The sequence below is a fragment of the Streptococcus sanguinis genome (genome assembly GCF_050222175.1).
Classification (GTDB): Bacteria; Bacillota; Bacilli; order Lactobacillales; family Streptococcaceae; genus Streptococcus; species Streptococcus sanguinis_M.
In genome coordinates, this window is the sequence record NZ_CP071420.1 from 1,050,655 (window position 1) to 1,075,418 (window position 24,764).

The 24,764-nt window shown below is 42.2% G+C and carries 23 protein-coding genes; 21 read left to right on the forward strand and 2 right to left on the reverse strand.

All coding sequences use genetic code 11. The features are described 5' to 3' along the window. Positions 1–167: 167 nt before the first annotated feature. The 6 genes from rpiA (at position 168) to J1C91_RS05345 (ending at position 5,415) form a co-directional block, all read left to right on the forward strand. Positions 168–845 carry a ribose-5-phosphate isomerase RpiA gene (gene rpiA / locus J1C91_RS05320; RefSeq protein WP_002909641.1) on the forward strand — a complete coding sequence of 226 codons (678 nt, stop codon included), beginning with the start codon at positions 168–170 and terminating at the stop codon, positions 843–845. Positions 846–858: 13 nt separating this feature from the next. Beyond that, a complete protein-coding gene (locus J1C91_RS05325) occupies positions 859–2,070 on the forward strand; it encodes a phosphopentomutase (RefSeq protein ID WP_002909642.1) in 1,212 nt (403 codons plus the stop codon). 29 nt (positions 2,071–2,099) lie between these two features. Next, positions 2,100–2,912, forward strand: a complete 813-nt coding sequence (locus tag J1C91_RS05330; protein WP_002909643.1) for a purine-nucleoside phosphorylase — start codon at positions 2,100–2,102, stop codon at positions 2,910–2,912. Positions 2,913–3,200: 288 nt separating this feature from the next. Continuing rightward, entirely contained in the window at positions 3,201–3,914 is a 714-nt protein-coding gene (deoD, locus tag J1C91_RS05335) for a purine-nucleoside phosphorylase (RefSeq protein ID WP_032912590.1), read from the forward strand. After that, positions 3,911–4,672 (forward strand): hypothetical protein, encoded by a 762-nt coding sequence (locus J1C91_RS05340; RefSeq protein ID WP_002909645.1) that lies wholly within the window; start codon positions 3,911–3,913, stop codon positions 4,670–4,672. The genes deoD and J1C91_RS05340 overlap by 4 nt, the downstream gene beginning before the upstream one ends. A gap of 11 nt (positions 4,673–4,683) precedes the next feature. Then, positions 4,684–5,415, forward strand: a complete 732-nt coding sequence (locus J1C91_RS05345) for an NAD-dependent protein deacylase (RefSeq protein WP_002909646.1) — start codon at positions 4,684–4,686, stop codon at positions 5,413–5,415. A gap of 41 nt (positions 5,416–5,456) precedes the next feature. Here the strand turns inward: J1C91_RS05345 and J1C91_RS05350 are convergent, their stop codons facing one another. Beyond that, positions 5,457–6,365 (reverse strand): LysR family transcriptional regulator, encoded by a 909-nt coding sequence (locus J1C91_RS05350; protein ID WP_002895403.1) that lies wholly within the window; start codon positions 6,363–6,365, stop codon positions 5,457–5,459. Positions 6,366–6,611: 246 nt separating this feature from the next. Between J1C91_RS05350 and J1C91_RS05355 the strand changes: the two genes are divergently transcribed. The 12 genes from J1C91_RS05355 (at position 6,612) to nt5e (ending at position 19,231) form a co-directional block, all read left to right on the forward strand. Next, positions 6,612–7,457 (forward strand): hypothetical protein, encoded by an 846-nt coding sequence (locus J1C91_RS05355; RefSeq protein ID WP_002909658.1) that lies wholly within the window; start codon positions 6,612–6,614, stop codon positions 7,455–7,457. A 40-nt stretch (positions 7,458–7,497) separates the two neighbouring features. Then, positions 7,498–8,454 (forward strand): hypothetical protein, encoded by a 957-nt coding sequence (locus J1C91_RS05360; protein WP_002909659.1) that lies wholly within the window; start codon positions 7,498–7,500, stop codon positions 8,452–8,454. Between the two features lie 208 nt (positions 8,455–8,662). Beyond that, the gene (locus J1C91_RS05365; protein WP_011837014.1) at positions 8,663–9,469 is read left to right on the forward strand and encodes a dihydroorotate dehydrogenase electron transfer subunit; all 807 of its coding nucleotides are present in this window, start codon (positions 8,663–8,665) and stop codon (positions 9,467–9,469) included. Between the two features lie 11 nt (positions 9,470–9,480). Further along, positions 9,481–10,419, forward strand: a complete 939-nt coding sequence (locus J1C91_RS05370) for a dihydroorotate dehydrogenase (protein ID WP_002909666.1) — start codon at positions 9,481–9,483, stop codon at positions 10,417–10,419. A gap of 246 nt (positions 10,420–10,665) precedes the next feature. Then, positions 10,666–11,358 (forward strand): orotidine-5'-phosphate decarboxylase, encoded by a 693-nt coding sequence (gene pyrF / locus J1C91_RS05375; RefSeq protein WP_002904555.1) that lies wholly within the window; start codon positions 10,666–10,668, stop codon positions 11,356–11,358. 78 nt (positions 11,359–11,436) lie between these two features. Further along, the gene (pyrE, locus tag J1C91_RS05380; RefSeq protein WP_002909668.1) at positions 11,437–12,066 is read left to right on the forward strand and encodes an orotate phosphoribosyltransferase; all 630 of its coding nucleotides are present in this window, start codon (positions 11,437–11,439) and stop codon (positions 12,064–12,066) included. Between the two features lie 111 nt (positions 12,067–12,177). Beyond that, positions 12,178–13,716 carry a glycosyltransferase family 39 protein gene (locus J1C91_RS05385; RefSeq protein ID WP_002909669.1) on the forward strand — a complete coding sequence of 513 codons (1,539 nt, stop codon included), beginning with the start codon at positions 12,178–12,180 and terminating at the stop codon, positions 13,714–13,716. Beyond that, a complete protein-coding gene (locus tag J1C91_RS05390) occupies positions 13,713–14,465 on the forward strand; it encodes a DUF4336 domain-containing protein (protein ID WP_011837011.1) in 753 nt (250 codons plus the stop codon). The genes J1C91_RS05385 and J1C91_RS05390 overlap by 4 nt, the downstream gene beginning before the upstream one ends. 35 nt (positions 14,466–14,500) lie before the next feature. Then, complete coding sequence (locus J1C91_RS05395; protein WP_125438575.1) at positions 14,501–15,154, forward strand: uracil-DNA glycosylase; 654 nt, start codon at positions 14,501–14,503, stop codon at positions 15,152–15,154. A gap of 8 nt (positions 15,155–15,162) precedes the next feature. Next, positions 15,163–15,627 (forward strand): NUDIX hydrolase, encoded by a 465-nt coding sequence (locus J1C91_RS05400; protein WP_002904550.1) that lies wholly within the window; start codon positions 15,163–15,165, stop codon positions 15,625–15,627. A gap of 12 nt (positions 15,628–15,639) precedes the next feature. After that, the gene (locus J1C91_RS05405; RefSeq protein WP_125438578.1) at positions 15,640–16,908 is read left to right on the forward strand and encodes a dihydroorotase; all 1,269 of its coding nucleotides are present in this window, start codon (positions 15,640–15,642) and stop codon (positions 16,906–16,908) included. 163 nt (positions 16,909–17,071) lie between these two features. Continuing rightward, a complete protein-coding gene (gene nt5e, locus J1C91_RS05410) occupies positions 17,072–19,231 on the forward strand; it encodes a cell surface ecto-5'-nucleotidase Nt5e (RefSeq protein ID WP_125438580.1) in 2,160 nt (719 codons plus the stop codon). 39 nt (positions 19,232–19,270) lie between these two features. Here the strand turns inward: nt5e and plsY are convergent, their stop codons facing one another. Next, the gene (gene plsY, locus J1C91_RS05415) at positions 19,271–19,921 is read right to left on the reverse strand and encodes a glycerol-3-phosphate 1-O-acyltransferase PlsY (protein ID WP_125402064.1); all 651 of its coding nucleotides are present in this window, start codon (positions 19,919–19,921) and stop codon (positions 19,271–19,273) included. 190 nt (positions 19,922–20,111) lie between these two features. On the opposite strand from plsY, the gene parE reads away from it, so the two are divergent. From parE to J1C91_RS05430, 3 genes are read left to right on the forward strand one after another with little or no spacing between them, the layout of a single operon-like run. After that, positions 20,112–22,055, forward strand: coding sequence for a DNA topoisomerase IV subunit B (gene parE, locus J1C91_RS05420; RefSeq protein WP_125438582.1), 1,944 nt, complete (start codon positions 20,112–20,114; stop codon positions 22,053–22,055). 40 nt (positions 22,056–22,095) lie between these two features. Continuing rightward, positions 22,096–23,826: an AAA family ATPase gene (locus J1C91_RS05425; RefSeq protein WP_260468952.1), complete on the forward strand. Its 1,731-nt coding sequence runs from the start codon at positions 22,096–22,098 to the stop codon at positions 23,824–23,826. Between the two features lie 56 nt (positions 23,827–23,882). Continuing rightward, positions 23,883–24,746: a DNA adenine methylase gene (locus tag J1C91_RS05430; protein WP_172934308.1), complete on the forward strand. Its 864-nt coding sequence runs from the start codon at positions 23,883–23,885 to the stop codon at positions 24,744–24,746. Positions 24,747–24,764 lie beyond the last annotated feature (18 nt).

Genomic DNA, 24,764 nt, shown 5'->3' on the forward strand with positions numbered 1-24,764 from the left:
TTCCTTGTGTTTAAAATCAATTAATCTAATTGTAACGCAAAAATCAAGGAGGAGCAAGGCTTTCGATTATCAAGCGGAAGGAATGAAGTTTAAGTCTGGTAAAGAAAACACTTTCATGTTAGTGAGAATCATGATATAATAAAAGTAGTGTGATTTGAGGAGGTGCTATGGAAAATCTAAAGAAACTGGCAGGAATCAAGGCTGCTGAATTTGTTCAAAGCGGGATGATTGTTGGTCTCGGGACGGGTTCGACCGCTTATTATTTTGTCGAAGAAATTGGTCGGCGGATTAAGGAAGAAGGATTGCAGATAACAGCTGTTACGACTTCCAGTGTCACTAGCAAACAGGCGGAAGGTTTAGGTATTCCGCTCAAATCTATCGACGATGTGGATCAGGTGGATGTCACTGTTGATGGTGCTGATGAGGTTGACGCAGCCTTTAACGGTATCAAGGGCGGTGGTGGCGCACTTCTCATGGAGAAAGTCGTAGCGGTGCCTACCAAGCACTATATCTGGGTAGTTGATGATAGCAAGATGGTAGAGAATCTTGGTGCCTTCAAGCTACCAGTAGAAGTTGTTCAGTACGGTGCTGAACAGCTCTTTCGTCGCTTTGAGCGTTCGGGCTATAAGCCTGCTTTTCGTGAGAAAGATGGCCAACGTTTTGTTACGGATATGCAGAATTTCATTATTGACTTAGATTTAGGTGTGATTGAAAATCCAGTTGAGTTTGCACAAGAACTTGATCATGTTGTGGGAGTAGTGGAGCATGGATTGTTTAATCAAATGGTAGACAAGGTCATTGTTGCTGGAAAATCGGGTCTCCAAGTTTTAGAGGCCAATAAATAGAAAGAGGTATTTTATGCCAAAATTTAATCGTATTCACTTGGTAGTCATGGACTCAGTTGGTATCGGTGCTGCACCAGATGCCAATAACTTTGTCAATGCAGGGGTACCAGATGGTGCTTCAGATACTCTGGGACATATTTCCAAAACGGTAGGACTGAATGTACCAAACATGGCTAAGATTGGTCTGGGAAATATTGAGCGTCCTGCTCCTTTGAAGACCGTTCCTCAAGAAGAAAATCCTAGTGGTTACTATACCAAGCTGGAAGAAGTATCGCTTGGAAAAGACACGATGACAGGCCACTGGGAAATCATGGGTCTCAATATTACTGAGCCTTTTGATACTTTCTGGAATGGCTTCCCAGAAGAAATCCTGACTCAGATTGAAGAATTTTCTGGCCGCAAGGTCATTCGTGAGGCTAACAAGCCATACTCTGGTACAGCAGTTATTGATGACTTTGGTCCTCGTCAGATGGAAACAGGCGAGCTGATTATCTATACCTCTGCTGACCCAGTATTGCAAATCGCGGCACACGAAGAAGTGATTCCTTTGGAAGAGCTCTATCGTATCTGTGAATTCGCCCGCTCTATTACCATGGAACGGCCTGCGCTTCTGGGACGTATCATCGCTCGTCCTTATGTAGGTGAGCCAGGCAACTTCACTCGTACAGCCAACCGTCACGACTATGCAGTGTCTCCGTTTAATCCAACTGTTCTTGATAAGCTCAATGAAGCTGGAATTGACACTTATTCTGTTGGTAAGATTAATGACATCTTCAACGGCGCTGGAATTAACCATGACATGGGACACAATAAGTCTAACAATCATGGTGTAGATACTTTGGTCAAAGCCCTGAAAGACGAAAACTTCAAAGAAGGTTTCTCATTTACTAACCTAGTAGACTTTGATGCTCTTTATGGTCACCGCCGTGATCCACATGGCTACCGTGACTGCCTAGAAGAGTTTGATGCTCGCATCCCAGAAATCATTGAAAATATGCGTGAAGATGATTTGCTCATGATTACTGCTGACCATGGTAATGACCCGACCTATGCCGGAACTGACCACACTCGTGAGTACATTCCGCTTTTGATCTTCGGAAAATCGCTGGGCGGTCATGGTCATATTCCTGTCGGACACTTTGCGGATATCTCAGCTACCGTTGCTGAAAACTTCGGAGTGGACAAGGCGATGATTGGTGAAAGCTTCTTGGACAAATTGGTATAAGCATTATAAGAGAGTGAGGAAAATGTTTTATGACAAGTTTATCAGAAAAAATCAAAGCAACAGCAGCCTTCTTGAAAGAAAAAGGTATGACAGAACCTGAATTTGGTCTGATTTTGGGATCTGGTTTGGGAGAATTGGCTGAAGAAATCGAAAATGCCGTTAGTCTTGACTATGCGGATATTCCAAACTGGGGCCGCTCAACTGTTGTTGGTCACGCTGGTAAATTAGTTTATGGAGACTTGGCAGGACGGAAAGTCTTGGCACTGCAAGGCCGTTTCCATTTCTATGAAGGAAATCCTTTAGACATCGTTACTTTCCCAGTGCGTGTGATGAAGGCTCTTGGTGCTACAGGTGTTATTGTTACCAATGCTGCCGGCGGTATTGGCTATGGTCCTGGTACGCTTATGGCCATCACTGACCATATCAATATGACTGTTCAAAATCCTTTGATTGGTGAAAACTTGGATGAATTTGGTCCACGTTTCCCTGATATGTCTAAATCTTACACTCCAGAATATCGTGCAACTGCTCATCAAGTCGCTGATAAGCTTGGCATTAAGCTTGATGACGGTGTCTATATTGGTGTTACCGGTCCAACTTACGAAACGCCTGCAGAAATCCGTGCTTATAAGACGCTCGGAGCAGATGCAGTCGGCATGTCTACTGTTCCTGAAGTGATTGTAGCAGCACATTCTGGTTTGAAAGTCCTTGGGATTTCATGCATTACAAACTTTGCTGCTGGGTTCCAAGAAGAGCTTAATCATGAGGAAGTGGTTGAAGTAACAGAGCGTGTCAAGGGTGATTTCAAACGACTGCTTAAAGAAACACTTGCTGAATTGTAAAAATAATGTTGAAAGGCGGAGTGTCTGTGTTGGTAATTAAACCCGGAACAGCCTTTCTATCTAGCCGATAAAATCATTAAACTAAAGAAAGGTAGAGCGAGGTGTTCAGATTTGAACACAAGCGGAAAACTATCTTTCAAATAAACACAGAAAGGAAGGGCGTCTGAGTTTGAATTGAACTCGGGCTAGAGGCGGTGCAAAAAAGATAAATCTACCTAGATGCAGTCGCATCTTCGTTTGATTTCCTATTTTTGCTTTGCCTCTTTTAAGCCCTTAGTATCTTATATTATGTCTATTCATATTTCTGCTAAACAAGGCGAGATTGCTGATAAAATTCTTCTTCCAGGTGATCCGCTTCGAGCTAAATTTATCGCTGAGAATTTTTTAGAAGATGCTGTTTGCTTCAATGAAGTTCGCAATATGTTCGGCTACACTGGTACTTATAAAGGCGAGCGTGTTTCAGTTATGGGAACTGGGATGGGGATGCCTTCAATCTCTATATACGCACGTGAGCTGATTGTTGATTACGGTGTGAAAAAGCTGATTCGTGTCGGAACAGCTGGCTCGCTGAATGCTGATGTGCATGTCCGTGAATTAGTACTGGCTCAGGCGGCTGCAACTAACTCTAACATTATCCGTAATGACTGGCCACAGTATGATTTTCCGCAAATCGCTAGCTTTGATTTGTTAGATAAGGCCTATCATATCGCCAAAGATCTCGGTATGACGACGCACGTTGGAAACGTCTTGTCGTCTGATGTCTTTTACTCAAACTACTTTGAAAAGAATATCGAGCTTGGTAAGTGGGGGGTTAAGGCAGTTGAAATGGAAGCGGCAGCTCTTTACTATTTGGCTGCTCAACACCATGTGGCTGCTCTTGCTATCATGACTATTTCTGACAGCTTAGTCAATCCAGAAGAAGACACGACTGCAGAAGAACGTCAAAATACCTTCACCGATATGATGAAGGTTGGTTTGGAAACCTTGATTGCAGAAGCATGAAAGTAGATGTCAAAGAAGCCATTCTCTTTGCTATTTCCCGCTATGACTATGCTTATGCTCATAAACTAGCTGAGAGAGCAGGAAGTGGTGTCCAGTCTGACTTGGTCCGTCTTCTTGGCGCTTTAGCGGAGCGAAGAGAACTCAACATCCAATCTATGATGAATCTAAAGTTGGAAATCACTGGAATGAATCCAGCTGATTTTCAGCTTTTTTGCCATGAAAATGAAGCAGACGAGCAGCTGGCTAATTACCTTTATGATCTAGATGCAAAATTGAGAAATGAACAATTGATTGACTTTGTTCGAGCTGTTAGTCCGGCCATCTATAGGATTTTTATGCGGTTGATTTGCATGCAGTTGCCAGACATTGACAACTATATTCATAATTCTAGAGAGGCTAGCTATGACCGTTGGAAGTTTGAAAAGATGCGAAATTCTGATCATCCTGTCCTGCAAAATTTCCATACAGAAAGCACGGTCAACTCTTCTAGCTTGACAGAATTAATTTTGCAGTTGAATTTCCCTGAATCTGTCAAAGAGTCAGCAGGACAACTAAGAGAGTTAGAAAAGTCAGTTCGCAATCCGTTGGCTCATCTTATCAAGCCTTTCGATGAGGAAGAATTGCACAGGACGACAGGTTTCTCATCTCAGCACTTTATGGAGCTTCTGGTTGATTTGGCGCAGGAGACAGGTATAGTTTATCAGAGGGAACCTTTTTACTTCGACCGAGCGAATGCGGTCATAGAAAGTCTCTTATAAGGAGTAGCAGGATGGATAAGATTGCAAGGCTGCAAGAATTAATAGACCAAAGTCAGAATATCGTCTTTTTCGGTGGAGCGGGGGTTTCGACTGAGTCCAATATTCCGGACTTCCGCAGTTCAGATGGGATATACAGTGTCAGGCTGGGACGGCATTTTACAGCAGAGCAGTTGGTTTCTCACACTATGTTTGAGCGCTATCCGCAGGAGTTTTTCGACTTCTACAAGAAGTATCTGCTCTATCCGGATGCTAAGCCCAATGCTGCTCATGTCTACTTGGCAGACTTGGAGAAGACGAGCAAGCTCAAGGCTGTGGTGACTCAAAATATCGATAGCTTGCATGAAATGGCCGGTTCGAAAAAGGTTCTCAAGCTTCATGGCAGTGCGGATAGAAATTACTGTCTGAATTGTCAGCGATTCTATGATTTGGACGGCTTTCTGGCTCTGGACGGTACCATTCCTCACTGCCTTGACTGTGGTGGTATTGTCAAGCCAGATGTGACCCTCTATGAAGAACCGCTAGATATGGAAGTTTTCCAGCAGGCAGCCCAAGCTATCCAGCAAGCTGACCTACTGATAATCGGTGGCACTTCCTTGGTCGTCTATCCCGCAGCCAGCCTCATTCGGTACTTTGCAGGAAAGCATCTGGTCGTCATCAATAAGACCAGCATCCCTCAAGACAGCCAAGCAGACTTAGTCATTGAGGGAAAGATAGGAGAAGTGTTGGGGAAGTTGAAACATTAGAAAAAACACCTGAGATAGCTTTTTCAGGTGTTTTTTGCAGTTTATTTATCAAACTGTACTTCCTCAATCAGATACTCAATGAAGCGTTCTCCCATTTTGGATAGGCTGGCTTTTTCGTGCTGGATGTAGACCAATTCAATCGGATCATCAATGTCCAGTGGAATGGAGACAATATTATCTCCGTTGAGGTTGCTATTGAGAATGCCGGTTGCAATCGTGTAGCCATCCAGACCAATCAAAAGATTAAAGAGGGTCGCACGGTCGCTGACCACGATGGATTTTTTATGGTGTTCCTGAGAGAGAATTTCCTCAGAAAAGTAGAAGGAGTTGTGAGTCCCTTGGTCGTAGCTGAGGTAGGGGAAGTTTTCTAAGTCGGATAATTGGACCAGCTTTTTCTTGGCCAGCGGATTGGACTTGCTGACAAAGATATGGGGCTGAGCTGTAAAGAGATGAGTGGCAATCAGGTGATTGTCATCCAGCATTTTGGATAGGACATCGCGGTTGTAGCTATTGAGAAAGAGGACGCCGATTTCACTGCGGAAGTTTTTTACGTCGTCAATAATTTCCCAAGTCCGAGTTTCCCTCAAAAAGAGCTCGTATTTCTCCATATCGCTTTTTTTAAGCAGGGAGACAAAGGCATTGACCACAAAAGCATAGTGCTGGGCAGAAACGCTGAAAAGCTCGCGGTGGGCGACAGGGTTTTTGTATCGCTCCTCTAGAAGCTGAGTCTGCTCAACTACCTGCCGAGCATAAGAAAGAAACTCCATGCCGTCCTTGGTCAAGGTAATTCCTTTTGGATTGCGAATAAAAATCTCGATACCCATTTCATTTTCCAAATCCCGCACAGCATTAGACAAACTAGGCTGAGTAATGAAAAGCTGCTTGGCAGCTTCGTTCATACTGCCAGTCTCGACAATTTTGATAATATAGTGTAACTGTTGAATTCTCATAGGACTATTTTATCACAAACTGGGGATTTTTTCCCAATAAATCAATGAAAGCTAGTAAGGTTTTATGATTGAATTTATTAAAATGGACAGATGGTAAAAGAAATTCTATTGGATATAGTGACATTTTTAAAGTTTATTCTTATCGGAATTATAGAGCGATTTTATCAAGTCTTTTATAATGAAACAGGTTTTGCAATTTCAAGTTATTCGTGATATGATGATTTTTAGAGTGTAAAAGGAGTAGTTATGAAGAGAAAAGAAGATTCTTTTGAAGATATTGCTCTTGAGTTAGAGAAGGAGACATCTAAGTCTAAGTTCTTACCATTCGTTCTATTAGCCATTATTGGCTTTTCTATCGTTGGAGCAGTTTTTTTGATGCTTTCTATATCGCAAAAGACTAAATCTAAGCAACCGGTGAGCCAGTCAAGTCAGATTATTTCACCATCAAAAAAATTAGAGGATAAGAAGACTGAAGTAAAAAAATTCGCTGAAAGTCTTACAGTTTCTCCAGAAAAAAGCGGTCCCTTTCTTTGGACGGTTGACAAGGCAGTTTCTCTACCCATGGACAAAGATAAAGGCGGAGCCGTCTTGGAAGATGTTTTAAAAGAATTTGGAAAACCTGTCGAAGCTGGTTCGTGGATTGACTTTTCATCAAATAATGAAATTCAAAAGCATATTCGTCTTTTTTGGAAAGAGAAGAATGGTGCTCTTGGTTATGTTTCTTTAACATTTGCTGAATTTGATGGTGTCTATAAGCTTATTTCCAAGTACCATTCTAACCTTGCAAGTGATGAGATTAAGGTGGATAAAAATCCTAATAGAGACTTTTTATGGACACAAGAATATATAGATAGTCTTGTTATTGGTGCTAGAGAAGGTACTGACAAAGGTACGGCTTATGATGAGATTGTTTCAAATGTTGGTTTGCCGCTATATCAGACGATTTTGGGAGAGGATAATCAACTTAAGATGCAGACTACTTATAACAATCCAAGGGGATGGAGATTTCCAGATGAATTGAAAACTGTTAATTTAGAATTTTATAAGCAAGAAGATGGATCGTGGCGTTTAGTTTCTAAACAAAGCCAGTAAACTAAATAAAAAGGAGAAGACTAACTTGAGAAAGAATAGCATGAAAAAACACGATGCCAATTCATTTAGAGATATAAAAAAAGAACTTTATAAACAACAAAAGATAAAAAGAGAAGAACTTACCATGATGGCCATACAGGAGGAGAAAAAATCGATTAATTCGACCTTTATTCTTCTTTGTTTGAGCGTGTTATTTGCTTTGTTCTTTGGGGTCTATTATTTTTCTCAAAAGATTCCTAAAGCTAACCTTAAGTACAAATATAATAAGACAGTTTCGTCAGTTAGTAAAGAAAGCTCTACTACTCAGCAAGATGATGAATCAGAAATGTACAGAAAACAGGATGAACTTAGGATGAAAATTGTTGAGATAGTACAAAAAAAGTTTTCTTTTAACTGGACATTAGATAATTTTGTAGAACTAAAAATGGGAAAACCTGGAGAGTTGAGTTCTAATCCAACTTTAGAAGAAGTTGTTGCGAAATATGGTAAGGGTTCAGGCGTAAGTTTTACCGACAACGGATTGATTCTGACTTATAAGACAAGAATTGTAGATGTTCCGAGATATGGTTCGTCGGGACATCCTCAGGAGATAAGTTTAAGTTTTACTTCTCTTGATTCTAATGGGGAGAAGTACTATTTGACAAATAAAATGGCAATGTTTTTAAATGACAGTAATTATCTTTCAGCTACCAAAGATGAATTTGTTTTTAATTGGAAGCCAGAAGATATGGATACATTGATAGTAGGTGATAGAAATCATGGCAAAGGAGGAATGACTTATCAAGAAATTGTTGATCGATTTGGCCTACCTTCATATACTAATATTTCCGGAAATGATACAGATTATAGTCCCTTATCACTGCAAGCGAATTATTTGATTGCTCGTCGTTCTGAATCTGAACGAAAATTGGATAGGGTGTCTTTGATTTTCAAGAGGCAGGAGGATGGCAGCTTTCGTCTTGCGGATGCAAAGAGTGAATTTGACAAGGACTGGTAAAGCTGTGGTAGGTCGGAGATCTTAAAATTCTAATATTTTTTATGGCTTGACAATCCTTATCGCTAACGATATAATGTTTACAATTTAACCTTTAATCAAGTCCAGTGAGGCTGCAAGGTGGGGAAACGGTATAAGAGGCAATTGGCTGCCTTGTTTTTTGCGAAACCTTGCTGCGGCAAGGTTTTTTCTTGTAGAAAGTGAGGTTGTCATGGTTAGTGACAGTTGTAAAAAGAGATTTGGAAAGATTATGCTGGAGCAGATGGAGCTACTGGAGCAAGTAGAAATTGCACCTAATATTTTTTCTATGCTCCTAAAGGGGCAAATGGTCAGCCAGATGCAAGCTGGGCAGTTTTTACATATTCGGGTACCAGATGACAGCAAGCTTTTGCGCCGGCCGATCTCAATTGCAGAAATTGACAAAGATAATCTGACTTGTCGTATCATTTATCGGATAGAAGGTGGCGGGACGGCTATTTTTTCTCAACTGCCAGTTGGCTCGTTTCTTGATGTTATGGGGCCTCAGGGCAATGGCTTTGATTTGACCCCTGTAAGGTCAGGTGATCAAGTTTTGATTATAGGTGGTGGGATTGGTGTCCCTCCCTTGCTTGAGGTTGCTAAAGAATTGCATGATAGGGGTGCTCAGGTGACAGCTGTACTGGGATTCTCTGATAAATCCGCTGTCATTCTGGAAGCAGAAATGAAAAAATACGCCGAAGTCATTGTCACCACGGATAATGGTTCTTATGATCGTCAGGGCTATGTATCAGCGGTGGTAGATGAGATGACCCAAGACTATGTGGCTGTCTATTCCTGTGGAGCGCCAGCCATGCTCCAGTATGTGGATCGTAAGTTTCAGGACCATCCACATGCTTATCTATCCATGGAGTCTCGTATGGCTTGTGGCATGGGCGCCTGCTATGCCTGTGTAGTTCATATTGCAGGTCAGGATGACTCAGTCAATAAGCGGGTTTGTGAAGATGGTCCGGTCTTTGAGACGGGCACGATTATTGTCTAGGAGGGGAAAGAATGAGTGACCAACGTTTAAGAGTTTCCTTCCCAGGCTTGGACCTGAAAAATCCAATTATTCCGGCATCTGGCTGCTTTGGCTTCGGTCAAGAATATGCCAAATACTATGACCTAGACTTGCTGGGCTCCATCATGATAAAGGCTACGACTTTGGAGCCCCGCTTTGGCAATCCCACTCCGCGCGTGGCAGAAACGCCAGCTGGTATGCTCAATGCCATTGGCCTGCAAAATCCAGGTGTTGAGGTTGTTCTAGCTGAAAAACTACCCTGGCTGGAAAAGCATTATCCCGACCTACCAATCATCGCCAATGTAGCGGGATTTTCCAATCAAGAATATGCCACAGTGGCTGGGAAAATTTCTCAAGCCTCTAATGTAAAGGCTATTGAGCTCAATATCTCCTGTCCTAATGTTGACCATGGAAATGCTGGGCTTTTGATTGGTCAAGTTCCAGAGTTGGCTTACGAAGCAACTAAGGCAGCAGTAGAGACTTCTGCTGTACCAGTCTATGTCAAATTAACTCCGAGCGTAGCAGACATTACTCAGGTAGCCAAGGCTGTTGAAGACGCTGGTGCTACTGGTTTTACCATGATTAACACCTTAGTAGGTATGCGATTTAACTTGAAGTCGCGCAAGCCTATTATCGCTAATGGCACTGGTGGTATGTCAGGTCCGGCTGTCTTTCCGGTAGCGCTCAAGCTGATCCGTCAAGTGGCGCAAGCAAGCAAACTTCCCATTATTGGTATGGGGGGAGTTGATTCGGCGGAGGCTGCTCTGGAGATGTTTATAGCTGGCGCTTCAGCTATTGGAGTGGGAACTGCTAATTTCACGGATCCATATGCCTGCCCGACCATCATTGAGAACCTACCCAAGGCTATGGATAAATACGGCATCGAAAGTCTTGAAAGTTTACGAAAAGAAGTTCGAGAGAATTTGCTTTAAAGTTACATTTTTGCTTGACAATCCTGCTGTGAAATTATAGAATGAACTAAATACAACCTTTAAAGAAGTCCAGAGAGGCTACTAAGGTACATACGTTTGAATGGCAGATACTGCCACATTTTCGTGTAACCTTGCTCTCGGGCAAGGTTTTTCTATGTCTCTGAACCTAGCGTGAAGGTCAATTTGAATATAGGAGTGCCTAGCAGAGTTCTTTAAAGTTAAAAATTAAAAGGAGATTTTTCCCTCATGCGTGAAGAACGGCCTATTATCGCCCTCGACTTTCCATCTTTTGACGATGTCAAAGATTTCTTGGAGCATTTTCCGGAAGATGAAAAACTCTATGTCAAAATCGGTATGGAATTCTTCTATGCCATCGGTCCAGAAATCGTTCATTATCTGAAAGGTCTTGGACACAGCATTTTTCTGGATCTGAAACTGCACGATATTCCCAATACGGTGCGCTCAGCCATGTCTGTCTTAGGAACTTTTGGTATCGACATGGTGACGGTCCATGCAGCAGGCGGTGTAGAGATGATGAGCGAAGCCAAGAAGGTCTTGGGGGATAAGGCTAAGTTGGTTGCGGTGACCCAGCTGACCTCGACCAGTGAGGAAGATATGCGTGATTGTCAAAACATCCAAACTACGGTTCAGGAGTCTGTTGTCAATTATGCTCGGAAGGCTAAAGAAGCTGGCTTGGATGGCGTAGTTTGTTCGGCTCAAGAAGTGGAACTGATTAAGGCGGCAACTGCCGATGACTTTCTCTGTGTGACGCCGGGTATTCGGCCAGCTGGATCAGAAATCGGCGACCAAAAACGGGTCATGACTCCGCAGGAAGCCCATCAAATCGGCAGTGATTATATTGTAGTCGGCCGTCCAATTATCCAAGCTGAAAACCCTTGGGATGCTTATCACGAGATTAAGAAGCAGTGGAATAGCTAGACAATAACAAGGGATTCGAATTAAATCGTTTATCGAATTAACAGCATCAAAAACATTCAAATTTATAAGGAGCAACAAATGACTTTAGCAAAAGAGATTGCGCGTGATTTATTGAAAATCAAAGCTGTGTATTTGAAGCCAGAAGAGCCTTTTACATGGGCGTCGGGCATCAAGTCACCTATATATACGGACAACCGTGTGACCTTGGCTTATCCAGAAACTCGGACCTTGATTGAAGATGGTTTCGTCGAAAAGATTCGGGCGGAATTTCCAGATGTAGAAGTCATTGCTGGAACTGCGACAGCAGGCATTCCTCATGGAGCCATTATCGCGGATAAGATGAACCTGCCATTTGCCTATATCCGCAGCAAACCAAAAGATCACGGAGCGGGCAATCAAATCGAAGGCCGCGTAGCGCCTGGACAGAAGATGGTTGTCATTGAGGACTTAATCTCGACTGGTGGTTCTGTCTTGGATGCGATTGCTGCCGCCAAACGTGAAGGTGCAGATGTGATTGGCGCAGCAGCTATCTTTACCTATGAGCTACCAAAAGCAGAAAAGAACTTTAATGATGCGGGTGTGAAATTGGTGACTTTATCAAACTATACAGAGTTGATTCACTTAGCTGAGCAAGAAGGCTATATCAATGCTGAAGGATTAGCCTTGTTGAAACGATTTAAGGAAGACCAAGAAAATTGGCAGGCCTAGACCGAATAGAAGTAAAATGATCTGACTCTTATTCAGGTCATTTTTCAGTAAAACGTCCTTGTCTTGCCTTTTAAAATAGCTTAAAGTCTCGGTATTTGGTATAATAGAGCTATGTCTAAGATTTATCATCTATCCTTTTCGATATTACAGAAAGTTATGCTAATTACGGCTGTTCACTGGTTTCTGATTGCCATCTGGCATGTTTCAGAGCTAAATAGTATAGCTATAATTGCCTTTGCTGGTTTAGTTTATCTGGCCTATCGCTATCGGAATTTACTAGAAAAAGCTTATCATTGGCTAATGCAGCATAAATTTCTTATTATGCTAGCTACCTTTATTTTTCAGCTGATCATGCTCTTTTCAGCAGAGCTTTTGATTAGGCGGGATGCAGCAGTAGTCTTTACAGGGGCTTTTAAAACGCTGAAAGAAAGTTCCATTTCCAGCTATCTGACCCGCAATCCTAACAATGTCTCTCTCTTTCTATACGAGCGTTTTTTCTTTAATGTATTTGGGGAATCCGGTCTATGGGTCATGCAGGCCTTGAATATTGTTTATACTAACGTAACAGCCTTGATTCTCTATAAGGGCTGCCAAAAGTATTTTTCCCAAAAGGCTGCAGATGCTGTATTTAGTCTTTATATGCTTTTACTGGGCTTCTCTCCTTATTTCTTTTCAATGTATACCGATATTCCGCCCCTGCCTTTCATCAGTTTGCAGATTTTCCTAGTTCTGGGATTGCTGAAGGGAAAGGAAACCAGTCGACAGCTGATTTGGCGCAGTATTTTGCTTGGGCTGATGACTAGTCTGGCTTTCTTCTTTAGACCAACAGTAATGATTCTGCTGATAGCCGTCTTTGGAGTCCTCTTTTTCAAAAAGAACTGGAGGAAGTTCTTTTTGACACTAGTCGTTTTTGCTTGCAGTTTTGCGATTAGCTATGCCCCGCTGCATTACTGGTCCAAGCATCAGAAGGAAGTGCCGATTATGGAGGGAGAGGGACTAGCAAAAGGTCCCCTGCTCTTTATCAATTTGGGTCTGACCTTCAATGGCCACAATCAGGAAGACATGAAAGAAGGGCTCTTGCAGTATATTGAGCCCGATAAGCAATATGATTATAACAATGGCATGTTTGCTAAGGAATATGTTATCAAGGAAATCAAGCGGCGTTTAAGCGAATATAATCCTTTGACTTTCGCTCATCATCTCTTCCATAAGCAGTCTTTGACTGTAGCAGAAGGAGATTTGGGCTGGCTCTACCGCAGTGTCGAAAATGAAAAGACACCTTATATATCGCCCTTTTACCAAGATACGAAGAATAATCCCTTTACTCAGTTTGTCCGTGACTTCTTCCTGAACACTGACAAGTCAGAATTTGTCTATTTCTCCCTGTCCAAGCAGGTGGTTTGGGTTGTCATGGCAGCAGGACTTGTCTTTGCTCTTTGGAAATATCGCTCCAGTGATGAGATGAATTTTCTAACCTTAGCTATTTTTGGTGGCCTGCTTTTTCTACAGATTTTTGAGGGAGGAAAGACGAGATACCTGATTCAGTTTTTGCCACAGATTTTGATTCTATCCGCCCTAGGATTAGCCCAGTATCGTCAAGCCCTAGGGAAGTTTCGCTTTTGGACTAGAAAGAAGGAGTCTTTAGAATGAAAAGACCTATTCCTATCTATGAACCGCTTTATAGCTTAAAGCCTATTGCTGAGAATATCTGGATTGTCGACGGTGATTTGATTGAGATGGATGCGGTGCTGACAAAATTGCCTTTTTCTACCCGCATGACTGTCATCAAGTTAGCAAATGGCCAGCTCTGGTGTCATTCACCAATCCAGCCAAATCAAGCCTTGTTTGACCAGTTGGAAGCTTTGGGACCAGTCGCACACCTCGTTTCACCTAATAAGATTCACTATGCCTATATAGCTGACTGGAAGAAGCGTTATCCTGAGGCAATTGCTTGGTCTAGCCCAGGAGTTGAGGAGAGAGCGGCCAAGCAGAAAATCCCAGTCTCTTTTGATGAAAAGCTGACGGATGAGGCTCCTGAAGCTTGGACAGGTCAGATAAATCAGTTGGTTTTCAAGGGAAGTTCTTATATTGAGGAAGTTGTCTTTTTTCATAGGGACAGTCAAACCTTGATTTTGACAGATTTGATTGAGAATTTTGAAACAAAACATTTTCCAAGTCCGCTTCGCAGCAAGGTTTATAAATTAGTTCGTGTTGCAGCTCCGGATGGCCAGACGCCTATTGACTACCGTATGACCTTTATCGGTCATCAAAAAGAAGCCAAAGAATGTCTAGAGCAGATGCTGGCTTGGAAACCGGAGAAAATCATCCTAGCCCACGGTTCTTGTTTTCTGGAAAATGGCACAGCTGAACTCAAAAGAGCGCTTAGGTGGATTAGGTAAGAGAATTTTATCGTAGGAAATGAGAGGAGACATGTATGCAGCATTCAGCTTGGCACGCTTTGATTAAGGAGCAGCTGCCGGAAGGTTATTTTGCAAAAATCAATCATTTTTTAGACGAAGTGTATGCTTCAGGGACCATTTACCCACCTCGGGAAAAGGTTTTTAATGCGATTCAGACGACTGATTTAGCGGATGTTAAGGTGGTTATTTTAGGGCAGGACCCCTACCACGGACCGAGACAGGCACAGGGCTTGAGTTTTTCGGTACCTAATGATATTCCAGCTCCGCCTTCTTTGCAGAATATTCTCAAAGAACTGGCTGATGATATCGGAGTGAAAGAGTCGCATGATTTGACTTCCTGGGCTCAGCAGGGTGTTCTCTTGCTCAATGCTGGTTTGACAGTGCCTGCTGGTCAGGCTAATGCGCATGCCGGCTTAATCTGGGAGCCATTTACAGATGCGATTATCAAAGTAGTCAATGAGAAGATTGATCCAGTTGTCTTTATCCTTTGGGGTTCTTACGCCCGCAAGAAAAAAGGTTTGATAAGCAATTCGCAACATTTGATCATCGAGTCGGCTCACCCAAGTCCGCTGTCTGCGTATCGTGGTTTCTTTGGTAGTAAACCTTTTTCTCGTACTAATGATTTCTTAGTGGCTAAGGGCTTGGAACCTATTGATTGGTTAGCATAGGAGGTAGTATGGTTCAGTTAGCAACGATTTGTTATATCGATAATGGCCGGGAGTTTCTCATGCTGCACCGCAACAAAAAGCCCAATGATGTTCATGCTGGGAAGTGGATTGGTGTCGGTGGCAAGCTAGAGCGAGGAGAGACCCCACAGGAATGCGCTGCACGTGAGATTCTAGAGGAAACAGGTCTAAAGGCCAAGCCTGTTCTCAAAGGCGTTATTACTTTTCCTGAGTTTACTCCCGACTTGGACTGGTACACCTATGTCTTCAAGGTGACTGAGTTTGAGGGTGAACTGATTGACTGCAACGAAGGGACTTTGGAATGGGTACCCTATGACCAGGTTTTATCTAAACCAACTTGGGAAGGCGATCATACCTTTGTTGAGTGGCTTCTAGAAGACAAGCCTTTCTTTTCTGCAAAGTTTGTTTATGACGGGGACAAGCTCTTGGATACGCAGGTGGATTTTTACGAATAAGGAGATAAGACGATGCTATTAATCAAAAACGGACGAGTTATGGATCCTAAGACTGGTTTTGACCAAATTGCCGACCTCTTGGTTGAGGGGAAGAAAATTATTAAAATTGGTCAAGATTTACAGGTGAAAGATGCAAAAGTTATTGATGCCAGTGGTTTGGTTGTGGCTCCTGGTTTGGTGGATATACATGTGCATTTCCGGGAGCCGGGCCAGACTCATAAGGAAGATATTCATACGGGGGCTTTGGCAGCAGCAGCAGGTGGCTTTACGACAGTTGTTATGATGGCCAATACCAATCCGACTATCTCTACGGTTGAAACTCTGAAGGAAGTACTGGAGTCGGCTAGTCGGGAAAATATCCATATCAAGTCGGTTGCAACAATTACAGAGAATTTTGATGGACAACATCTGACAGATTTTCAAGGTCTCTTGGCAGCTGGTGCAGTAGGTTTTTCTGATGACGGTATTCCACTGACCAACGCTGGCATTGTCCGCAAAGCTCTTGTTGAAGCGAGCAAAAACGATACTTTTATCAGCTTGCACGAGGAAGATCCTAATCTCAACGGCATACTCGGTTTCAATGAGCATATTGCCAAAGAGCATTTTCATATCTGCGGCGCGACAGGTGTGGCAGAATACAGCATGATTGCCCGCGATGTCATGATTGCTTATGATGCCAAAGCACACGTGCATATCCAGCATTTGTCCAAGGCTGAGAGTGTAAAGGTTGTGGAATTCGCTCAGAAGCTAGGCGCTCAAGTCACCGCTGAAGCAGCGCCTCAGCACTTCTCTAAGACAGAAGCTCTGCTATTGATCAAGGGCAGCAATGCTAAGATGAATCCACCTCTGCGCTTAGAATCGGACCGTCTGGCGGTTATTGAGGGGCTCAAGTCTGGTGTCATTTCTGTCATTGCGACGGACCATGCTCCACATCATGCTGACGAGAAAAATGTAGCTGATATCACTCAGGCGCCTTCTGGCATGACTGGGCTTGAGACTTCGCTTTCTCTTGGCCTAACCTACTTGGTAGATGCTGGTCATCTGAGCTTGATGGGACTTTTGGAAAAAATGACAATCAATCCGGCTCAGTTGTATGGTTTTGATGCTGGTTTCATTGATCAGGACGGCCCTGCTGATTTGACGATATTTGACCCAGAAGCAGATAGGCTTGTGACTGACCACTTTGCCTCCAAAGCGGGCAATTCACCTTTCGTTGGCGAAAACCTTAAAGGCCAAGTGAAGTTTACCATCTGTGATGGAGAAGTTGTCTTTGAAGGATAATGTAAATAAGACTCTGATGAATTTCAGGGTCTTTTTTAACACAGAAAACTTTCCAGAAAATTTCTGAAAATACGAATATTTGTTGAAATATTAAGGATATAGTTCCTTTTTAAACCAAAAAGAGGTATAATATAACAAAATACTAAAGAGGAGTGTTCGTTATATGAAGAAGAAATTTTTCATCTTACCTGTTCTATCAACAGTGCTTTTGGCACCTGCTTTTTTGGCGCATCAAGTCTCTGCGGAAGAGGCTCAGGCTAGTCCTGAACCAGCAACGACGGAGTTGACCAGTCAGCCAGCTGCTGAGACAGCTTCTGCAACGCAACCAACTGCTCCAGCAGCTTCAGCAGAAGAAAAGCCAGCAGCAGATAGTCAGAATGCAGCTGCTCCGGCTGGTCCAGCTGCGACAGAAGCCGCTGCAGCACCAGCCCAGTCTGAAAATCTACCAGAGGCTACGATTCTCCATACCAACGATGTTCACGGTCGCATCGTAGAGGAAAAAGGCGTTATCGGTGATGCTAAGCTGGCTACTGTTATCAAGGAAGAGCGCGCTAAAAATCCTAAAGTGCTTGTTGTGGATGCGGGTGATGCCTTCCAAGGGCTGCCAATTTCCAATAGCTCAAAAGGGGAAGAACGTGCGAAAATCCTCAATGAAATTGGCTACGATGCTATGGCAGTCGGTAACCATGAGTTTGACTTTGGTCTGGATGAGGCAAAGAAATACAAGGAAATTCTTAAATTCCCACTTCTCAGTTCTAACACTTACGCCAACAATGCTCGAGTTTTCCAAGCTTCTACCATTGTGGACAAGGACCCAGCGGTTGAGGGAGATGAGTTTGTAGTAATCGGTGTGACAACACCTGAAACTGCTACAAAAACTCACCCTAAAAACATTCAAGGCGTGACCTTCACTGATCCAATCACAGAGGTTAATCGGGTTATTGACGAAATTGAAGCACGCGCAGCGGCAGAAGGAAAGAACTACAAAAACTACGTTGTTCTAGCTCACTTAGGTATTGATACGACCACTCCAACTGAGTGGCGCGGCTCAACCTTATCTGAGGCCCTTTCCAAAAATCCTAAGCTCAAAGGCAAACGTGTAACCGTTATTGACGGACACTCCCACACAGTAGCTTCTACAACTTATGGCGATAATGTAACCTACAACCAGACCGGTAGCTATCTACACAATATCGGAAAAGTGACTTTCAAGGCCAATCAGCTTCTAGGTAATCCTCAGCAAATCCCTGCTGAAACAGCTAAGAAAGTCGCTCCAGACCCAGTTGTAGCAGACATGGTCAGCAAGATTAAAGCCAGATACGACTCAGATAATGCTAAGGTTATCGTGGCAAACAGCCCTGTAGAACTTAATGGTGACCGTGAAAATGTCCGAGTTCGGGAAACCAATCTGGGTAATGTTGTAGCCGATGCTCTCTATGATTATGGTCAAACTGGCTTTGCCAACAAAACAGACCTGGCTGTTACTAACGGAGGCGGTCTGAGAGAAACTATTGCCAAAGACAAGCCAATCACCAAGGGAAATGTTATCGCCGTATTGCCTTTTGGAAATACTATTTCTCAAATCAAGGTAACTGGTCAAAACATTGCAGATATGTTTGCCAAATCTCTAGGCTCTATTCTTCAGGAAAAAGATGGCAAGCCTGTGCTGGATGAGAACGGACAACCCTTGCTAGAACCAAGCGGTGGTTACCTGCAAATCTCTGGAGCTAAAGTCTACTACGACACGACTCTGCCGGCTAATCAGCGTGTTCTCCACATCGAGATTAAGAACAAAGAAACTGGTGTTTATGAGCCTCTTGATCCAAATAAGACCTACTATCTGACAACCAATGACTTCTTGGCTGCTGGTGGTGATGGCTATACCATGCTGGGTGGCCCTCGCGAGGAAGGACCATCTATGGATGTGGCTTTCGCAGACTATCTTGCAAAAGCTGATTTGACAGCCTATGCAGTTATCAATCCAAACTCTCGTGCTATCTCTATTTCATCCACAAAGGATACAGACGGCGATGGCTACACAGATATTGAGGAAATCAAGCAAGGAACGGATCCGGCTAATGCGGCTTCCTACCCAGCTAGTGCTAAAGCAGCTGATCCTGGAAAACAGGCAGCTCCACTGGTTAATACTCCAAAACAAACCAAGCAAGTACCTGTCCATGTTGCCAAGACCTTCACTAAGGACCCTGCAGCTAAAGAACTGCCACAGACAGGAAGTGAATCAACAGTTGCCCTGAGCTTAGTTGGTATGGTTTTAGGATTCTTTGGATTGGCAGGAATCAAGAAAAGTCACAAAGAAGACTAGTTAAAAGACACAATAAAACGGAAGTTGTTCACTTCCGTTTTATTTCTTAGCCTCAGGATTTTGATGTGTGATATTCAAGCCCCAAGGGATTAAATTTTCTTTTTTCTGCTTGATACGCTGAATATTGTCCTTGTGTCGGAGGATAATAATCAAAGCCAGCGCAATGATAATCAGAGTGAAGAAGAGGTCATAGCTAGGCAATATAAAGCCGGCTAGAGGAAAGAGCAGCGCTGACAGGATAGCGATGACTGCTGAGAGCACACTTGCCAGAGAAATCATACTTCCCAGATAAAGGATGCTGGCAAAGATGACAATCAGATAGACAAAGAAGGCTGGTGAGAAGCCCAGAACAACCCCTGCACTGGTTGCCACGGCCTTGCCGCCCTTAAAGCCAGCAAAGATAGGAAAGGTATGGCCAATCACAGCCAAGAGGCCAAAGACAAGCGGCGAAACTCCCTCAATATGCAAAAAGAAAGGCAGCAGGGTCGCTGCAGTTCCTTTGAGAAAGTCGATCGCAAAAGTAGCCGTCCCCGCGGTCTTTCCCAAAATGCGGAAAGTATTGGTCGTTCCGGTATTGCCACTGCCGTATTCTCTCAGGTTCTTTTTAAAGAAAATTTGCCCAATCCAAAGCCCAGTCGGAATAGAGCCCAGTAAATATGCTAGTATTAATCCAATTATCGTGTTCATCATGATTTTATTATACCATTATTTCGCTTTCTTACAATAGAAAAGGATAGAATTTATAGCAGGAAATGTCTACTCGGATATTGGATTCTTCTTCGTGTAAAATCAGTCCTTATCAGCATTATTTTCAAAAAAATCTTTGCAATATTTGCCAAAAACTTGTAAGATAGAAAAGATGAATCATTAGGAGGTTCTTGTGGCAAAAAAGGAAATTAATATTAACAATTATAATGACGATGCTATTCAGGTATTAGAAGGGTTGGACGCGGTCCGCAAACGTCCAGGAATGTATATCGGATCGACCGACGGAGCTGGACTCCACCATCTGGTCTGGGAGATTGTGGACAATGCTGTCGATGAGGCCCTGTCAGGCTTCGGTGACCGGATCGATGTGACAATCAACAAGGACGGCAGTTTGACCGTCGCAGACCACGGACGCGGGATGCCTGTCGGCAAGCACGCTATGGGTATTCCTACGGTTGAAGTCATCTTCACCGTTCTCCACGCCGGCGGTAAGTTCGGCCAAGGTGGTTATAAGACCTCGGGTGGACTCCACGGAGTAGGCTCCTCTGTTGTCAATGCCCTATCCAGCTGGCTGGAAGTGGAAATCACGCGGGATGGGACTGTTTATAAGCAGCGCTTTGAAAATGGCGGAAAACCAGTCACTACGCTCAAGAAAATCGGCACTGCACCTAAGTCCAAGTCTGGGACCAAAGTGACCTTCATGCCAGACGATACGATTTTTTCAACGACAGACTTCAAGTACAACACCATTGCGGAGCGGCTTAAGGAATCAGCCTTCCTGCTCAAGAATGTCCGCCTGTCGCTGACCGATGCGCGGACTGGAGATGAAGTAGAGTTCCACTATGAGAACGGGGTTGAAGACTTTGTCAGCTATCTCAATGAAGACAAGGAAACCCTGACTCCTGTCCTCTATTTCGAGGGCGAGGAGAGCGGATTCCAAGTTCAGGTGGCCCTCCAGTACAACGACGGCTACGCCGATAATATCCTGTCCTTTGTCAATAACGTCCGCACCAAGGACGGCGGTACCCACGAAACGGGGCTCAAGACCGCTATTACCAAGGCCATGAACGACTATGCCAGAAAGACGGGCCTGCTCAAGGAAAAGGACAAGAATCTGGAAGGATCGGACTACCGCGAGGGTCTAGCTGCTGTCCTATCCATCCTGGTCCCTGAGGCGCACCTGCAGTTTGAAGGTCAGACCAAGGACAAGCTGGGCAGCCCTTTGGCTCGTCCGGCCGTGGATTCTATCGTCTCTGACAAACTGACTTTCTTCCTCTTGGAAAATGGCGAACTGGCTTCTAATCTTATCCGAAAGGCTATCAAGGCCAGAGATGCTAGGGAAGCAGCCCGTAAGGCGCGTGATGAAAGTCGGAACGGCAAGAAGAATAAGAAAGACAAGGGCTTGCTCTCTGGTAAGCTGACTCCGGCCCAGTCCAAGAACCCAGCCAAGAACGAACTCTATCTGGTCGAGGGAGACTCTGCCGGTGGTTCAGCTAAGCAAGGCCGTGACCGTAAGTTCCAAGCCATCCTGCCCCTACGCGGTAAGGTTATCAATACTGCTAAGGCTAAGATGGCTGACATTCTCAAGAACGAAGAAATCAACACCATGATTTACACGATTGGAGCAGGTGTTGGGTCAGACTTTACCCTTGAGGATGCCAACTATGACAAGATCATCATCATGACCGATGCGGACACCGACGGTGCCCATATCCAGACCTTGCTGCTGACCTTTTTCTATCGCTATATGCGCCCGCTGGTTGAGGCTGGCCGCGTCTATATCGCCCTGCCGCCTCTCTACAAGATGTCCAAGGGCAAGGGCAAGAGTGAAGTCGTCGAGTATGCCTGGACCGATGGCGAGCTGGATGACCTGCGCCTCAAGTTTGGCAAGGGGGCCATGCTCCAGCGCTACAAGGGGCTCGGTGAAATGAACGCCGACCAACTCTGGGAGACAACCATGAATCCTGATACCCGCACTCTCATCCGTGTCACCATCGAAGACCTGGCCCGCGCCGAACGCCGTGTCAATGTCCTCATGGGCGACAAGGTCGAACCACGCCGCAAGTGGATTGAGGATAACGTCAAGTTTACGCTTGAGGAAGCGACGGTGTTTTAAAATATTGTGTAATTATATTTAAAAGAAAGAGTTTTTAAAAATGGTATCATCGATAAATAATAAAATGTACATTGAAGAATTAGAAATTAAAGATTTTAGAGTAATTAAAGAAGTATCGTTCAAGCCGTCAAAATATGTAAATATTATTTCAGGGAAGAATGGTACAGGGAAATCAACTATATTAGGAATGATTGCCCAAGGTTTCTCTTATCACAATAATGTTATTCCTTTTATTTCTGGAGATGTAAAAAAACTTAATAAAAAAGATATAAAGAGACTTTCAGAAAATGACCCTAAAGTTGTGCAATATAAAAAATTACTAACTTATTTTGGGGATGATTTTGAGTCCACATCTGCAGAGCATTTTAAATTATCTCCAAATGATGTTAGAAATATAGAACATGCTAAAGTTACATTGAGCAATAAAGATAGTTTTAAAATTGAGAGTACGAACCATAACAAAAAACTTCCTCGTCTAGTTACTAGGAGAAAAGACGGGAAATCATCCAATTATGTCCATCCAGTAATTTATTTAGGCCTGGAAAGATTAACACCGTTAGTCAGATCCACTAAAATGAGTGACTTGCAAATCAATTTATCATCGCAGGATAAGAAAGAAATACATAATCTTTATCAGTCAATACTTTTAAAAAAATATACAGACAATCTTACTGCAACTGAAACAAATCTGAATAATAAGAAAACAGCATCATTTATTGATGAAGAGATGACTATTGAAATGATTTCATCAGGGGAAGATAATATTGGGCAAATTTTATTAGCTTTGTATTCATTTAAGAAATTAAAAAATGATTTTCCTAATGATTACAAGGGTGGGATATTACTTATTGATGAAATAGATGCGACATTATATCCAGCCGCTCAGAATAAATTATTAGATATACTCTTTCAAAAAGCAAGAAGTTTTGACGTGCAAATTTTTGCCACTTCACATTCGTTGACTTTATTGGAACATTGTGAAAAACTGAAAATATCGAACCAACGTACTAATCATGATATAAAACTATTTTCCTCCGATATTAGTTCTGAAGACAATTCAACAACTACGTTATCAGAGATGAAATATTTAATTGATTTTAAAAATATGTTGTTGGCACAAGCTAATGAACAGAAAATTACTGATAGTATTAAGATTTATTTTGAAGATGCTGAGGCTCAATATGTTTTTGAAGGCTTAATACATTCTTTGAAGAATAGTAATAACCATTCAATTAAAAATTCATTACACTTCATGTCAAATACAACTTTATCATGTACCAATTATATACACTTGTATAAATCTAAAGTAACAGAATTTTCTAAGAATTCGATAGTTTGCTTAGATGGAGATGTTGAAGCAAATATAAACGATTATAGAAATTTTATTACTTTGCCTACTAATGACCTTCAATGTAATCCAGAGGAATTTATTTTTGATATTCTTGATGATAATAACTCAGATTATTGGAAAACAGCAAAGAATTATAATCATAGTGTTTTTATGAATAATCCAATTTACCAAGTTATTCAATCAATTAAGAATGGAACTTATGAATCGGAATATAAACAAGTTAATGGAGAGTTTAAGAATATAGCTGAAAGAAAAGTGTGGAAAAAATGGTTTAATAAAGAAAAAGTTCATTGGAAGTACAACAATAATCCAGTCAAATATTGGGCAAAAAATAATCCTGAAAAAGTTCAAGAATTTCAGGTACAATTTGAAAAAGCGTTTAACTATGTAGCTGATAATGTTAAACTTCCTAGATTATAATTTGGAAGTTACTTAAAAAGGGGTATAATTTTATCAATAAGAGATGAGGTGATGATATGTCAGGTAAGACCTATACGCCATTAAGATACCCTGGGGGGAAAACTCAGGTTTATGAATTCGTTAAAGAATTGATTAAAGAAAATAATTGCCATACTTATATTGAGCCTTATATGGGAGGAGCGGGAGTTGCTATGAAACTTTTGCTACTTGGAGATGTAGAAAAGATTATTGTAAATGATTATGATAAATCTATCTATGCATTTTGGTACTCTGTTCTTTATTTGACTGAAGAGTTGATTGATAAAATAGAAAATACTGACATAACAATAGATGAGTGGAAAATTCAGAAATCAATTCAAGATAATAAAAAAAATGTTTCTGATTTACTACTTCTGGGTTTTTCAACTTTATTTCTTAATAGAACAAATAGATCTGGTATTATAAAAGCTGGGGTTATTGGTGGTAAAAATCAGAATGGAAAATACAAACTAGATTGTCGATTCAGTAAATCAGATATAATAAACAAAATTCTTGAAATATCTAAGCATAAAAAACAGATTAAACTTTTTAATATGGATGCTGAGCAGTTTATTAAAAGGTCAATTTCTAAAACAAAAAATTCATTTACTTTTTTTGATCCACCTTATTATACTAAAGGACCAGGTTTATATACAAATTTTTATAACCATGATGATCATTCTAGGTTATCAAAAACAATCAAGGATTATATGAAAGATAAAAAATGGATATTAACTTATGATATTCATAAAAGTATAGAAAAGATGTACGAAGAATATCGTTCTGAACTATATTATTTAAACTATTCAGTTAGTACTCCTAATAAAGGTATTGAAAGAATATTTTATTCAGATAATCTGCATTTTTCACAATCAAGAAATAAATTAAAAATTGTTGACTAAAAACTTGCCAGCGATTTA